Origin of the sequence: Francisella sp. SYW-9 (assembly GCF_008711465.1) — a bacterium.
Taxonomy (GTDB): Bacteria; Pseudomonadota; Gammaproteobacteria; order Francisellales; family Francisellaceae; genus Francisella.
Window position 1 is genome coordinate 112,357 of the sequence record NZ_VXKQ01000007.1, and the last position, 15,182, is coordinate 127,538.

Sequence of the window (15,182 nt, forward strand, 5' to 3'; positions counted from 1 at the left end):
TAGCACTTAGCTTCTTTGGTCCAACTGGGGTGTGAAACTACAGAAGGCCTTAGTATCGGTAAAGCCTTATTAAAACCCTGTCTCGTCGATATGAAACTAAAAGGCTATGCTTATACAATTATTGGAACTGTGGGTCCTGCTGATTTCTATGAAAAAGCTGTGGTGCAACTAAAATGAAAAAACTCATAGTCAGGTATTTATAATGATCTCCTAAAAAACTAATATCAGACACTTCTTAAATAAAAAATGTCCTCTAAACCAAATAAACAGTCTCTTCTAAAAAAAAGTAAACATCATAATATACAAATACAGCAAAACTTATGAATAATCAGATGAAAAATACTAAACATATATTTATTTGCCTTATTGGAATTATTCTAGTAGCATCTATTTTAAGAGCTCCTATTACATCAATATCACCACTACTTACAAATATTGTTGATATTATTAATATTTCTCCCGTAACAGCCGGACTGTTAGTTAGCCTTCCATTATTAATTTTTGCAACATTATCACTATTTATATTTTCTTTTGCAAAAAAACGTTCTATAGAAGTAAGCCTAATGATATCTATAGTATTAATAACTCTTGGCATATTAGTACGCTCATATATTAATATATATACAATGTTTTTAGGTACTATTATTATTGGTATTGGTATCACGGTATCTAACGTTCTTATGCCAGTATTTATAAAACAAAAATTTCCAAATAACATTCCTGCTATGATTTCAATATATGGATTAATGATGGGGTTAGGATCTTGGCTAACGATTAGCTTAATGATACCAATTATGCATCTAGCACAAAAATTCTCTTACTCAGGAAATTCTAGCTTAACACTAGCACTATCAAGTATTGCTATACTTAGCATAATAACTTTAGTTATATGGCTACCCCAGCTCAAAAATAAAACATTATTACCAAAAAATAACAATTCCACAAATCTTCATAGCCACATCTGGAAATCTAAGATTGCATGGCAAATAAGTATATTCCTATCATGCAGTGGTATACTTATGTATACTTTTTCCACATGGATTCCTTCTATTCTAGAAAACCAAGGATACTCTATTCAAGATGCTGGTTATTTAGCAGGGTTATTTCAAATGTCATCAAGCCTACCCGTATTAATAATAACTCCACTCATGAAAATACTAAAAAACAAGAATATTATTACTTTACTATTTGCATTATGCAATTTTTTAGGAATTTTATTTCTTTTACTTAATATATTTACCTTTATTGCAATTGTAGTCTTAGGAATAGGTGTTGGTGGTGCATTCATGGTTAGCTTAATATTAATAGGCGTCAGAACTAGCAATACACAACTAGCAGCTGTCCTTTCTGGAAAGTCTCAGTCAATAGCCTACATATTGGCTGCTTTAGGTCCAGTTGTAACAGGTCTATTCCATCAAATAACTTCAAGCTGGGAGATACCTCTTATTATCTGTATTTGTGTATCAATAGTTATGATTATTTTCTCACTTTTTGTTGCAAACCCAGAAAAAATAACATTAGATAATGTTTAAAAAAACATATACTTAACAATAACTTTTAATATACTTTTTAGGTGAACATTTAAAAACTCTTTTAAAAAAAGTAACAAAAGTACTTGTTGATTCATAACCCAAATATTCTGACACCCAATCTACTGAATAACCCTCATATAATTTTTGTAGAGCTACAACAATATGCAACTGTTTTTTCCAATCACTAAAATTCATTCCTATGTTTTTTTTAATTTTCCTTGCTAAAGTCTTACTACTAACTGAACATTCATAAGCCATATCAGATATATATTTATACTTTGTTGGTTTACTAAGCCATTTAAGAGCCACTTCTTGTAAAATCTTCTCTGAAGGTAAAGAAAAGTTATAAAATGTTGGCAACATTTTTGATAATTGATTAATCAGAACACTCGCTATTTTTTGATTTTCATAATTCAATTGGTCTAAAACTCTCTGTTGTGATAAATATAAAATCAACTCTCTTATTAAAGGGGATATGTACAGTACACAAGCTTTCTTCGGCATATTGACAAGCATTGACTTATCGACAAAAGTCATACACATTTCACCACCTTTCGTTATTAGATTACTATGATAAACATAGCTGGGAATCCATAATGCACTACCTAAAGGTACTGCCCAAACCTTAGATTCAACATTTGATTGAATAAGTCCTTTAGTTGGCAATATTAACTGTGCTTTAGAATGACTATGATATTCAGACTCTTCATTATAGTCTTTAATTTGAGATTTTAATACAATTAAAGCATTTGGATAACTTTCCGGATCAAAATCTATAGTTAAAATATCTTTTTGCATAAACAATTAAAATACTTAAAAAAACTTATAGAATTTTTATATTATACTTCTCTTTATATAAATTATATTAGAAATTTATACTTCCTTATTATTAACTCTTTCTATTTTTTGTTTGTTTTTTAATTTCACTCTTATTGCTTCTTGCTTATCTGATGATATGTACATATACATAACTGGTAATATAAATAAAGAAAATACTGCCCCGACCATTAAACCAGATGCTATAACAATACCAATACATTGACGGCTGACCGATCCAGCTCCTGAAGCTACAACTAAAGGTAAAACTCCTATGATCATTGCTAATACAGTCATCAATATAGGTCTAAATCGCTGTGAAGAAGACTTAACTATTGCATCATATTTGCTTAGATTATCTTCTACTTGTAATTTATTAGCAAATTCAACAACCATAATCCCTTGTTTAGATATAAGACCTATTAATGTGACTAGACCAAGTTGTGTATAGATATTTAAAGATGCCCAATCTTTATTAAAAAACTGTCCCAAATATAATGGTATTAATGCTCCTGATATAGCCATAGGTACAGTAACAAGAATAACTAAAGAATCTCTAAAACTCTCAAATTGCGCTGCCAAAGCGAGGAAAATGAGAACAACTGCAAACCCAAATGCAATCATCATAGTATTACCATTTTGAAGGAACTGACGAGATGCACCAGAAAATGAATATGAAAAACCTGCGGGTAAACTGTTATTAGCTAACTTTTCAATATAGGCAATCCCTTGACCCACTGATACTCCAGAACTTAACATTACGTTTACTGTAGCAGAGTTTAGTTGGTTAAAAGTATTTAAATTTAACGGTTGACCAACTGTTTTAAAATTAACTAATGCTGATAAAGGAACCTCCGAATTAAACATATTATCTATTTTGTCTGATTCAATATATATACTTCCTAACTGTTCCTTTGTTAACATTTGATTTCTTGGAAGTTGAGGTATCAACTCAAAGCTATAACCTTGTAAGAAAAAGTGATTTATATATCCTCCTGCATATGAATTTTGTAATGTCTTAGAAATATCAGACATAGTGATACCCAAAGCGCCTGCTTTTGTTCTATCTATAGATAAATTAATGACAGGATTATCAAAAATAAGATCAGTATTCACAAATGAAAATAAGCCACTTTTATTCATTTTTTTGATAAGTTTATCTGTAACTTGTTTAATTGATATATAATCACTAGTACTCTGTATTATTAATGAAATATCTGCACCATGATCCACTCCAGGAAGTGATGGATTTTGATAACTAAATGCAACTATTCCCGGAATTTTATTCAGTTTATTCTGAAGTATTTTTGCTGCGGTTTGTTGAGAAACTTTTCTATCACTGGAAGGTTTCATAACAATCCCTCCAATAATCGAGTTTGTCCCCATTACCCCATCTAAAACAAACGAATACTGTTTACCAGGAATCTTATCTTCAGCTTTGGCCATAGCTTTGCTAAAAACTTTTAGATAATTAAGGTTTGCTGCTGAAGGTGCTGCTGACATCACACCAACATAGTTTTGATCCTCTATTGGTGCTAGTTCAGACTTTATTCCTCGCCCCATTATAAAGCAACTTATTAAAACGACTATTGCAACCATAATAAAAGTAGGCTTAACATCTAACACCATTATCAGTAGTTTCTTATATGTATTAGCCACATTATCAAGAGTATGGTTTATAAATTGTGCAAATTTGGACTCTGATGTATTTCCCTGAAGGATTTTTGAACATAACATTGGAGATAAAGTATATGCCACAAGCCCTGATATTAGAACTGTTCCAGCTAATGAATATGCAAACTCAGTAAATAACTGACCAGTCAGACCATTCATCATACCTATTGGAGCATAAACAATAATTAATGTAAAACACATTAATATAAGAGGAGTTGCAACCTCTCTTGCTCCTTTAATTGTTGCAGTAAAAGGATCTAGACCATCTTCAATATGTCGATGTATATTCTCTAATACAACAATAGCATCATCAACTACTAGACCGATTGACAATATCATTGCCAATAGCGTCAAAAGATTAATAGAAAATCCCATCATTTTCATTAAAAAGAAACTTCCTATTAAGCATAATGGTATTGATATAACAGGGATAAGTACCGCCCTAAATGAACCTAAAAATAAGAAAATAACAAAAGCAACAATAATAACTGATTCAAACAATGTATGAACTACATCTTTAATAGAATCTTTAATATATACCGTACTATTGTATGCTATCGTAAGTTTTAATCCATTTGGTAAGGTTTTCCTAAGTCCTGGAACACTTTTAACTAACCTATCTACCACAGTAAGAATATTAGCATCCGGCGATACAACAGGACCAACTAATACAGTGGGTTTACCCTGGAATTGAACATAAGTCTTATAATCTTCAGGTCCTAGCTGAACTTTAGCAACATCTCTTAATCTTATAACTTGGTCACCAGATTTTTTGATAATTAAATCTTTATATTCTTGAGCATCAGATATACTCGTTTCAGGGTTTAATGTATAATTCAAATATGGCCCTTGAATTTGACCCCCTGCGGAAACTAAACTATTTGCTCCTATAGCGTTGTTTAAGTCACTTGGGGAAATTCCATATTCAGCCATTTTATTTTTATTTGGGAAAACTCGCATTGCATATGGCTCATTACCCCATACTAAAACATTAGATAATCCTCCTTCAGAATGTAGCTTTGGAACTATTGCTGAATTTATATAAGCAGATATTTGAGGTATAGTCATGGAATTACTAGTAAATGCTAATAGCAAAGGAGGAAATGTTGCTGCTGGGTTTAGCTTTATTGTAGGAGAATATGCATCTTTCGGAAGCTTGTTCAAAACAGCATTTACATTTTGTACAACTTCTGATAACACTGTATTTGGATCATTTCCCAACTTAACATATAACGTTATTGTACTTGTTCCTAATGCCGACTGAGAGGTCATATAATCAATCCCTCTAGTAGCTCCTACAGACTCTTCTATAGGTCTTGTAACAAAAGCTTGTATATTCGATGGGCTTGCACCTGGATAAGTAGTGGTTACAGTTATATTTGCACTATTCAAATATGGATACTGTCTTACTTGCAAAGTAAAATATGATCCAACACCGACAACGATTATCATCAAGCTTATAGCTATTGATAGTATCGGTCTATTTATAAAAATATCAATAAATCTCATTATATATCATCGCCTTGAGTATAAATATTATTATCCAACTTAATGGTATTATTTAGCATAACAACCATTCCTTTATGAACCTTATTTTGACCTGAGGTAACAATAAGTATCTTTGGTTTTAGACCTGAAACTAATGCCAAATTATTATAAGTTTCCAAAACCTTAATATTAATTTCTCCTACTTTGTATAAATCTTTATTTGTTTTAACTAGCTTCATTCCATCTGCCCCAGTAGATGTATAAATAGCTTTTTTAGGGTTTCCTGAAGAATCTAATTCTTTAGTAAGAGTTAATACAGATTGGCCATATAAAGAGTAATTTATTGCATTCCTAGGTATTACCACAGCCCCTTTTTCATTTTGTAAGTCAATATGTATATTCAGAAACATCCCAGGTAATATTTTATGCTTAGGATTTTTATAAGTTGCCTGAACAATAATTGATCTATTTGAATTATTGATAAACGAATTAACAGCTGTTATTTTTGCAGCAAATTTTTGTCCTTTATACGAATCAGAATAAAAGCTTATACTCTGACCAACATGAATTAAGCTTAATTTATTTTGCGGTACTGCAAAGTTAATAAATACTGGATTAATTTTTGCTAAAGTTGCCGCATTATCGCCATTATTAAAATATTGCCCTAAACTAATATTTCTAATTCCTATTTTGCCATCAAAAGGAGCTCGCACTTCTTTAAAATCAATCTGTGACTCTATATTCTTTACCTTAGCTAATGCTGAAAGATAATCTGCAGCTGCCTTATCAGCACTTTCCTTAGATGTCGCTCGCTCTTTAGCTAAACTTTTATAGCGTTCATATGTTATCTTTGCAAGTTTCAAGTCTGATAGCTCTTCTTCAAGGTTTGCTTTTAGCTGACTAGTATCAAGCTCAAATAACAGATCACCTTTTTTTACTTCTTGGCCACTTACAAAGTTAATTTTACTAACAATACCTCCAGATTGAGTAGAGATCTGAGTCGTTTGAACAGCTTGAACTTCACCGATTGTATTTATACTTCGCTTCCAATCTGTTTCTCTTACTTTAGTAGAAGTAACACTAGCTGGCTCAGGCCTAAATCTTGCCATTTTATAATTAGTCAATGTCTGCATTAATTCAGCAGATCCAAAAATCAAACCAAATATAAGGAAAGTTATGATGATAATAAATATAGAAAACACTTTTCTATTTCTTAACTTAGGGACCTGCTTTTTAACAATTGGTAATCTTAAGATTAAATATATAATCCCTATAGTTAATCCAATATTACCCAGTATTAACCATACTAGTATTAATATAATAATCACAAAGATACTATATATTTTTCTATTAGTCTGGATTTTCTCATTAAAAATTTTGAGATATTTTTTATAGTCAATCATCTTATTTTTTGCTCTTTTTTAAAATTTAAAATAATAAAAGTTTAATTAAAGTATATATTAAGAAATAAAATAATACATAAGCCTACATCTTAAGGTCTATATGTACTTTTTTGTGTTATTTGATAAGTCATTTAAATATCAATGGCTTATATAATATATTTTTTTCATATAATATCCTTGATAGAAGGTTTAAATAATTAGATTATGGTATTCTAAAAGAAATATTTAACACTTAATATAATTATTTAGACTTTTTATAACGAATTATGGACATCAAGACAGATTGTAATGGAAAGTAACCCTATTATGTTACTTGGGTATAAAATGAGTCTTTTAGCTAAAGAAAATTTATAGATCAGAGAAAATTAAAAGCGACTATACGTTAAATTTCCATAATTCAAACATCCTATTAGCCACAACTTTATTTGCCTTTGCTGTAGGATGACAATAATCCCAACACAAATATTTCTCAGGGTCTCCTAAGATCTCTATATCATACTGAATATTACCTAGTGAGTCAGCACCACCATAACTATCTATACAAGCATCTGTAACATTCTCAAAACCATATTTCATAGGACTATCCATACAGTCATTTAATAATGTAAAGAAGTCAAAAAGCTTAAGATTCACTTCAGGAAAAAGCATTTGTAAATCAGTGACTCTATTTCTTAACAAACCATTTTGTAAATTAATATTTAATTGCAAATATGATTTAAAGAATTTACCTACCCAGTTAGATAAATATTCTTTATATCCAGGAGCTCGTGTCACATCAGGAATATTCCAAACTATTATATTTTTTGCTCCCATTAGAATAGCTTTTCTAAGAATCTTTTTAAGGTCTCTAGCAACCCTAAGCTTAGCCGTTAAATTTATATAAGGTATTTCATTATAAACAGTAAACATAAAGTTATTAGCACCGCCATTTATAATAACCATATCATCACTAGCAAATCTACCCTCTTCATTTTCAAACCTTGCTAATTGTTGAGATACAGGAAATGCGTGGTGTTTAAGCAACGAGGATGGATTGGGACCATGTGTTAATGCTCCGCCTATTGCATAATTCTTATGTTTAACCTCTTTTGATTGTTGCTCTTTAGCTATCAACTCAGCTAAATACTCAGTAGAAACAAAACCATTAGAAAACCTTCCATCAAAATAAGGTTTACCAGGTATATCAAGAGTTTTCATAATATTACCATTATCTAAAAGACTATCACCAAAAACTACAAGTCTATTTATATTCATATTTTTCTATTAATCCTTGTACTCAAAAAAATTGACCATCCAATGAGCTATTATCAAACTATTATCCCTTATTCTCAAACTCTCTAAAGCGTGCTGAAATTCATTTTTAATGTCATCTTGATACTCTTTTATTAAAGCATGGTTATGAACCTTCAGCATCTCCGGATGTGCCTGAATTCCTAAGATATGATTGTTTATACAAAACATTTGTACTTTACAATAATCACTTGTACTTATAAGCTCCGAACCTTTAGGTAACTCTACAACCATATCCTGATGGTAAAATAACAAACTTAGATAGTTATGAAATGGTTCCATCCAACTTTTCTTATTTAGAACCTTAACATTTCTTACACCTACGGCAAAACCTTCCGGCCCACGCTCAACCCTACCACCTAAAGCTTGAGCAAGTATCTGATGACCAAAACAAATTCCTATTATTTTTTTATTTGCATTATATAACTTAACTATTTCAGATTTGAGTCTAGTTATCCATGCTAACTTATCAAACGCTGTAGCCTTACTACCAGTTATTATAAAACCATCATAAGCATCATAGTTTTTAGGATATTCTTGCTCAGTCACATCAAAAATATCCAAATCAACAACCACCGATAATTTAAAAAATAAATTAGCAAACATATCCGGATAATTTCCTCCTGAAACTACCCTTCGATGCTCAGGTATATGATCTGTTTGTAAAATTGCTATTTTCATTTTGTTATTTTTATAACTCTATTTTATTAGTGCTTCGAATAATATCTTCTTAAATTCTTCTGTGATTTCAAAAGTATATGTATGTGCTTTGCCACCTAAACGAGAACCTTTTATTTTCAACAGATTTTTATCTTTAGAAACATCTTTGATATTTATTACATCAGCTGTTGAATCATCTAAGATTTCAGCTCTACGTTTCCAATTATCTCTATATCTTGTGATTGCCGCACGATAAGAGCCAGAGATTTTATTTTCTAAAGCTCTTTTGACAAACTCTTGTGCCCCTTGAGGAATTTCTTCAGCAAACTTTTTTAATTCATAAAGAGTTCTTACATCATCGATAATCCCTTTTTCAGATAACTCGCGAATATTATTATCTGAATCAGAAATTTTAAGACGCATAGAAATCCAGCTATTATCTCTTCCTAAGATTTTAGCAATCTCAGATTTCTTCATTTGCTTATTATCTATTAAATCTTTTAAAGCATCTGCTTCTTCAAATGGTGAGACACTCTCACGCTGATCATTCTCTAAAAGTTGTAAAAGTACAATACTAGCGTCAGATTCTTCTTGTCTGACTATACAAGGAATTGTTGTAAGACCAGCCTCTTTACTTGCTAGATATCTTCTTTCACCAGCTATTATATAATGTAAACCATCTTCTTTCTTAGTTGTAACAATAATTGGTTGGATCACACCACTCTCTTTAATACTTTTAGCTAGTGAATCAATATTTTTGAAAGTCTTACGCGGCTGATTTTTATCTGGCTTAACAATGTTTAAAGGTAACTCAAAAAGCTGACCTACTTTACTTGCTTGTTCATTAAGCTCTTGTAGCTGCATCGCCCTAAGTATATCTTTTTTCTCTTGTCCTACAGTATCATGAACTTTTTGATTAACTTTACGATTCATTAATGATACTTTCTTAGCCATTATTCTCTCCAAAGAATTCTGTTATTTCTCTCGCAAGTTTTTTAACCTGTACGTGAACTTTGCTCTGCTTTGCATAATCACCAATATACAAGCCTTCTGCTTCAGACTCGATAAACTTAACACTTTGAGAAACATAAGCTTCAAAAAAATTACCATCCTCTTCAAAAAAGTCCATCAAACTTTTTGACATATTTGACTGCATTTGTACTCGATTTGCAAAAAACTTGTATGGTTTATCTGCTGTTAAAGCTAGATCTTTCGCCTCAATAAGTCCAGATAGATCCATTCCACTTGGTGAGCATGGAATAACTACTAAATCAGATAATAAAGCCGATTTTAAGGCTGCTGTTTGAAAGTTCGGAGGTGTATCAATAACGATATAGTCCAAACCTGGTTTTAGCTCAGAGACTTTCTCTCTGACACTTTTTTCATCCAAATTATAAACAAACCCTTCCGACTCATCATTTTTTGTCATCCACATATAAGCGTCAGGCTTATCTTTGTCCATATCTATTATAACAACCTTATAACCTAACTCTTTTAATCCACAAGCAATATTTATAGCAGTTGTAGTTTTGCCAGAGCCACCTTTTTGCTGTAGCAACGAAATTACTTTTGCATTTTTTTGATCCATTTTTTTTAAACCTTAAAATGTATAGCTTATTTTATTTATATAAAATACTTATAGAATTATAGTCTATATTTGTCCGCTATAAAACTAACTTTTGTACATTAACTATTGATATGTGAGTTGTTTTCTTATATTTTATTAGTTCACTTATGAGTGTTTCAAATACTCTTATTACAAAAAATTCATTTCAAAGGTTTAAAATGGCAAAAAATTTAGTAATCGTAGAGTCTCCTGCTAAGACAAAGACTATAAAAAAATATTTAGGAAATGACTTTGATATTCTTGCATCTTTTGGTCATGTACGTGAGATACCATCAAAAGACACTTCTATAGATGTAAATGATAATTTCAAAATTAAATTTACAACTAGTGATAGAAGTAAAAAACATTTAGATGCTATAAAAAAAGCTGCAAAAAATGCAGACAGTATTTATCTAGCTACCGATCCAGATAGAGAAGGTGAAGCAATATCTTGGCATGTTAAAGAAGTTTTAAAAAATGCACGCCTACTTAAAGATAAAAACGTCTACAGAGTCAGCTTTAACGAAATCACCAAATCAGCTGTTACAAATGCTATTGAAAATCCCAAAGAACTTTCTATGGATTTAGTAAATGCTCAAAAAGCACGCCAAGCTTTAGATTTTTTAGTGGGCTTTAATTTATCTCCACTACTATGGCGTAAAATCACAAGCGGATTATCTGCCGGAAGAGTTCAAAGTCCTGCACTAAGAATGATTGTTGAACGTGAAATAGAGCGTGAAAGCTTTGTCAAAAAAGATTACTGGAGTCTAACTGCAGATACTTTTAAAAAGAAAAAGATTCTCGCTAATTTAATAGAGTTTGACAATACAAAAGTTGAGCAATTTACTTTTACAAAAGATAAAGATGCAGAAACTGCAAAATCTACTATCTTAAAAGATGCTAACGGCTTTTTAATTGTAGATGGAATTACTGAGAAGAAAACCAGAAGAAATCCTTACCCTCCATTTATAACTTCAACTTTGCAACAAGAAGCTTCTAAAAAACTTGGCTTTACGGCAAAAAGAACTATGTCTACAGCACAAAAGCTATATGAAGGTATAGATCTAGGAAATGGTGAATCTGTTGGTCTTATTTCATATATGAGAACGGACTCAACTAACCTTTCTAATGACGCTTTAAATGATATTAGAAGCTTTATTGAATCAAAATTTGATAAAGATATGTTACCAGCTAAGCCTAGAGTTTTTGGTAAAAAATCACAAAACGCTCAAGAAGCTCACGAAGCTATTCGTGTAACTGCTGCAAATAGAACTCCTGAGTCAATAAAGCAACGTTTAACTGCTGATGAATTTAAACTTTATAGCTTGATCTATAACAGAACTATCGCATCTCAAATGAAGCATGCTACTTTAAATAGCACATCTGTTGACTTAGTTACAGAAAACAATAAACATAAGTTTAGAGTTACAGGAACTGTTATCGTTGATGCTGGGTTCTTAAAAATCTATAACGTTGAAAAAGATGAGGACGATAAAGATTCTGATGATGAAATAACTTTACCTAAATTTGAAAAAGGCGAAAAGATAAAACTTAATGATGTAATTGTTAAAGCCCACTCAACAGAACCTCCTCCTCGTTATACAGAAGCATCTTTAGTCAAAGCTTTAGAAAAATATGGTATTGGAAGACCATCAACATATGCAACAATTATCTCTACACTACAACAAAGAGAATATGTTGAAGTTGAAAAACGTCGCTTTATCCCTACAGATAAAGGCCGTATTGTAAATAAATTCTTAACAGAATATTTTAAGAAATACGTTGAGTATTCATATACTGCTGGTCTAGAAAAAGAGCTTGATGAAATTGCTCACCATAAAAATGACTATTTAAGTGTTTTAAATAGCTTCTGGCATCCTTTTATTGAGAAGATAAACAAAATCTCCGAAGATGTTTCACGTAAAGATGTAGTCACAGAAGAGCTTGATGAAGATTGTCCTGAGTGTGGTAGTAAACTATCTTCTCGTCTAGGTAAGAATGGTAGATTTATTGGTTGTACTAACTATCCAACTTGTAAATATACTCGCCGAGTTGACAGCGATGGTAAAGAAATCGAAAAAGAAGAACCTACTGTTGTTGAAGGTAGAAAATGTCCAGAATGCGAATCAGATTTACATATTAAGCAAGGCCGCTATGGTAAGTTTATAGGCTGTTCTAACTACCCAAAATGTAAGCATATGGAGCCTTTGGAAAAACCTAAAGATACTGGTGTTGTTTGTCCTAAATGTAATAAAAACCATATTGTTGAAAAGAAATCTCGTAAAGGCAAAGTCTTTTATGCTTGTTCAGGATTCCCTAAATGTAAGAATGCTTACTGGTACCCACCAATAAAAGAGCCTTGCCCTAAGTGTAACTCTCCAATTCTTTTACATAAAACAACTAAGAAAGATGGTGAACAAAAAGCATGTCCTAACACAGAATGTGATTATGCGGTGCCTTTTGAAGATAATAAAAACACTTAAATCATAATTAAAATCTATTTTATAATCCTTTAAACACATTCCTAAAACTTTAATCTTATACTGAATACAATACTGTTTAAATGAGTTTAAGATGACTGAGTATAATAAATTTTTGATGCTATAGTATAATATTCGAATTAAATCCACATCGGTGGGAAAATGATAGGTAAAATAACTATACAGAATAAACTAGCAATTATAGCTAGACTAATTATTAAATAGCTAATCTTTGATATACTTACGTTATCTACAACTTGTATTTTATTAGCAAATACCGATAAACAAAACCCAAATACAAAGACACAGCCAAACAAGCCTAATGATGTCTTAAACATTGCATTTAACATACCATCTATCATGCCTGCTGTTAGCATCATTATAAATATAAGATGATAAGGGTTTGAGCATATTTCCACTCTATTTTTAAATAAGTTCTTAACACTTGTAATAATCACTGTAGCTGCTGCTATAAATGCTGGGATACCCCATTGTGACCATATCTCGAGTAATAAGTTGTGTGGATAAGCATCAGGTCGCTTAGTAACGGCTATATAATTCCATTGACCTATTCCTGTTAATGGATGCTCAACGCCAACCCAAAAAGCTTCTTTCCACAAAAGAATTCTACCACTCATACCACTTCTTAAAAGATCAGCTGTTGAATATATCCCAGAATGGACATTTGCCATAATAAAATTAGTATAAAATATATCAAGCAAAAAACCACAAATTAATGCAGATATCATTAGCACAGAAGTTAACCTAAAGTATTGGCGTGCAAAAATAAAAACCAATGGTAATATAACTATATATTCAGCAAATATTGTTCTAAATGCATGATTAATTAGTATAAACCAAGAAAGAGTCAGAGCTATAAATGCGCCAATCTTGTATATCGGTCTTAAATCAACAAACCAAGGTAAAAGCAAAAGTGGTAAAAACCAGCTAAAATAATTATCTAGGAAACGAGGGTTTAAACAGTTGTACATATATAACAAAACTTTCTGTATATTTCCTGCTATAGCCGGACCATATATAGAATAGTTGGCTAAGGATAACTGAAGAAATAAAGCACCTCCAAAAAATATTAATGATAACAATATGATTGTGAAAAAAATCTGTACTCCCTTATTATTACCTTTAATATATGTCGCTATAAATAAAACACAGAAAAATTGTAGAAATGTTACTGCAACTCCTTTAAATGCTATTGAAGGTGATATAGCAAAAGCAGATGAAATAATTCCTAAGCTAAAAAATATAACTATCGCATATCTAACTATCTTTGAAAAACTTTTAAATAACTCTATTACTTTTGATAACAACTGCTTATTAAGCAAGATCGCAGCACTGGCTATACATAGACTATAATAAAATATATAGTACCTATCTATAAATAGATAAATATTCATTGAACGTAGATCATTAAAATACTTACCTTTAACATCTGTTACGGGTATTATGTTTAATGTTGTAAAATGCATAAATGGCATTAAAAACACAACAAATATAGCTAATGTTAAAAAGTAAAAAACACAATTACTATATGTGATTTTTTGCAAAAATTGCTTCATTATTATTTTCCCAAATTACAAAATTAATTACTTTTATAGTTTAGCAAAAATATATATTTTATTCTTTGGAAAGATTAGAAATTTTAATTATTTGATAGAGACAGAACCTTTGGCTAATATAGAATTATCTGATTTATTAACAACTGTTGCTGTCCATTTTCCTTGACAGATCTTATCATCACTAAGAACACTTTGACTATCACTTGTAATATCTTGAGTATCTTTAAACTTAGTAATAGGGAAAGAAGTACTATAACAATTAGTATCTTTAGGTGCTGACCATGTTAAGTAAATTGTACCCTGTGGTGCTCCATTCCAATTTGTAATAATCTTAGCATCTATTTCATGAGTTTTAGCTTTATAATCTAAATTTAAAGTCGCTGTCGGCTTATCAACAGATAAATCCTCTCCTTCTTGATCTGGATTATCTAACTGATCATCTGGATTAACTTTCACAGAATCATCAGAATTATAAAGTCCACTAATAAAAGAACTATAAGACTTACTAAAAGAGTGATAAGTATCACTACAGCCTGCCAACCCTAAAACCATTATACAAAGTGCTATTTTTTTCATTAATTCTCACCTATTTACTTTCTATTTTACTGAGATTGATTTTGCTGTTAAATATCAATTTCTTTTTTACTTATTTGGTT

Annotated in this window: 12 protein-coding genes; 3 read left to right on the plus strand and 9 right to left on the minus strand. The window is 30.9% G+C overall.

The genetic code is table 11. The features are described from left to right. The first annotated feature begins 15 nt into the window (after window positions 1–15). Both F3D62_RS12700 and F3D62_RS02480 read left to right on the plus strand, forming a co-directional pair. Window positions 16–177 carry a hypothetical protein gene (locus tag F3D62_RS12700; protein WP_191092515.1) on the plus strand — a complete coding sequence of 54 codons (162 nt, stop codon included), beginning with the start codon at window positions 16–18 and terminating at the stop codon, window positions 175–177. A gap of 155 nt (window positions 178–332) precedes the next feature. After that, a complete protein-coding gene (locus tag F3D62_RS02480; RefSeq protein WP_150466675.1) occupies window positions 333–1,532 on the plus strand; it encodes an MFS transporter in 1,200 nt (399 codons plus the stop codon). 12 nt (window positions 1,533–1,544) lie between these two features. Here F3D62_RS02480 and F3D62_RS02485 read toward each other — a convergent pair whose 3' ends face one another. The 7 genes from F3D62_RS02485 to F3D62_RS02515 all read right to left on the minus strand — a co-directional run bounded on the left by F3D62_RS02485 (window position 1,545) and on the right by F3D62_RS02515 (window position 10,451). Next, window positions 1,545–2,330: an AraC family transcriptional regulator gene (locus tag F3D62_RS02485; protein ID WP_150466676.1), complete on the minus strand. Its 786-nt coding sequence runs from the start codon at window positions 2,328–2,330 to the stop codon at window positions 1,545–1,547. A gap of 75 nt (window positions 2,331–2,405) precedes the next feature. Next, complete coding sequence (locus F3D62_RS02490) at window positions 2,406–5,531, minus strand: efflux RND transporter permease subunit (protein ID WP_150466677.1); 3,126 nt, start codon at window positions 5,529–5,531, stop codon at window positions 2,406–2,408. Then, window positions 5,531–6,910 (minus strand): efflux RND transporter periplasmic adaptor subunit, encoded by a 1,380-nt coding sequence (locus F3D62_RS02495; RefSeq protein ID WP_411961311.1) that lies wholly within the window; start codon window positions 6,908–6,910, stop codon window positions 5,531–5,533. The genes F3D62_RS02490 and F3D62_RS02495 overlap by 1 nt, the downstream gene beginning before the upstream one ends. Window positions 6,911–7,288: 378 nt before the next feature. Next, complete coding sequence (locus F3D62_RS02500) at window positions 7,289–8,167, minus strand: SGNH/GDSL hydrolase family protein (RefSeq protein WP_150466679.1); 879 nt, start codon at window positions 8,165–8,167, stop codon at window positions 7,289–7,291. A 9-nt stretch (window positions 8,168–8,176) separates the two neighbouring features. Continuing rightward, window positions 8,177–8,884, minus strand: a complete 708-nt coding sequence (locus F3D62_RS02505) for a type 1 glutamine amidotransferase (RefSeq protein WP_150466680.1) — start codon at window positions 8,882–8,884, stop codon at window positions 8,177–8,179. Between the two features lie 18 nt (window positions 8,885–8,902). Beyond that, complete coding sequence (locus F3D62_RS02510) at window positions 8,903–9,817, minus strand: ParB/RepB/Spo0J family partition protein (RefSeq protein ID WP_150466681.1); 915 nt, start codon at window positions 9,815–9,817, stop codon at window positions 8,903–8,905. Next, on the minus strand, window positions 9,810–10,451 hold the full coding sequence (locus F3D62_RS02515) for a ParA family protein (RefSeq protein ID WP_150466682.1): 642 nt from the start codon (window positions 10,449–10,451) through the stop codon (window positions 9,810–9,812). Before F3D62_RS02515 ends, F3D62_RS02510 begins: the two co-directional genes overlap by 8 nt. A gap of 197 nt (window positions 10,452–10,648) precedes the next feature. Between F3D62_RS02515 and topA the strand changes: the two genes are divergently transcribed. Then, window positions 10,649–12,952, plus strand: coding sequence for a type I DNA topoisomerase (gene topA, locus F3D62_RS02520; protein WP_150466683.1), 2,304 nt, complete (start codon window positions 10,649–10,651; stop codon window positions 12,950–12,952). A gap of 137 nt (window positions 12,953–13,089) precedes the next feature. Here the strand turns inward: topA and F3D62_RS02525 are convergent, their stop codons facing one another. Both F3D62_RS02525 and F3D62_RS02530 read right to left on the minus strand, forming a co-directional pair. Continuing rightward, complete coding sequence (locus F3D62_RS02525; RefSeq protein ID WP_224732621.1) at window positions 13,090–14,526, minus strand: O-antigen ligase family protein; 1,437 nt, start codon at window positions 14,524–14,526, stop codon at window positions 13,090–13,092. Window positions 14,527–14,613: 87 nt separating this feature from the next. Further along, complete coding sequence (locus tag F3D62_RS02530; protein WP_150466684.1) at window positions 14,614–15,102, minus strand: TUL4 family lipoprotein; 489 nt, start codon at window positions 15,100–15,102, stop codon at window positions 14,614–14,616. Window positions 15,103–15,182 lie beyond the last annotated feature (80 nt).